The 248-nt window shown below is 44.8% G+C and carries 1 protein-coding gene; it reads right to left on the bottom strand.

Annotation, left to right across the window (positions count from 1 at the left end):
• On the bottom strand, window positions 1-225 hold a 225-nt coding region (locus R2R70_RS22215), incomplete at its 3' end, for an NAD(P)-binding protein (protein WP_410979234.1).
• Between the last annotated feature and the right edge of the window lie 23 nt (window positions 226-248).

Raw genomic sequence — 248 nt, forward strand, 5'->3', positions numbered from 1 at the left:
AGGATAAGCCGCGACTGAGTCACTCATAGGAAACTCTTTGAACTCCGTCATACGCTTAGACGAAATCAAATGTGCATTTTCATACATGGTACTGTGCGGATTGTCGATATACGATAGGCCCCCTACATCTGTATGTAGCTCAAAGCCGACAAAAGGAATATTGAGCTTTTGCAAATTTCGGGCTGCAGCGAGACCCATTGGACCTGCTCCAATTACTGCGTACATAAGCGCCACCTTAAAAATCCATT

Origin of the sequence: Cobetia sp. SIMBA_158 (assembly GCF_046566945.1) — a bacterium.
Lineage (GTDB): Bacteria > Pseudomonadota > Gammaproteobacteria > Pseudomonadales > Halomonadaceae > Cobetia > Cobetia amphilecti.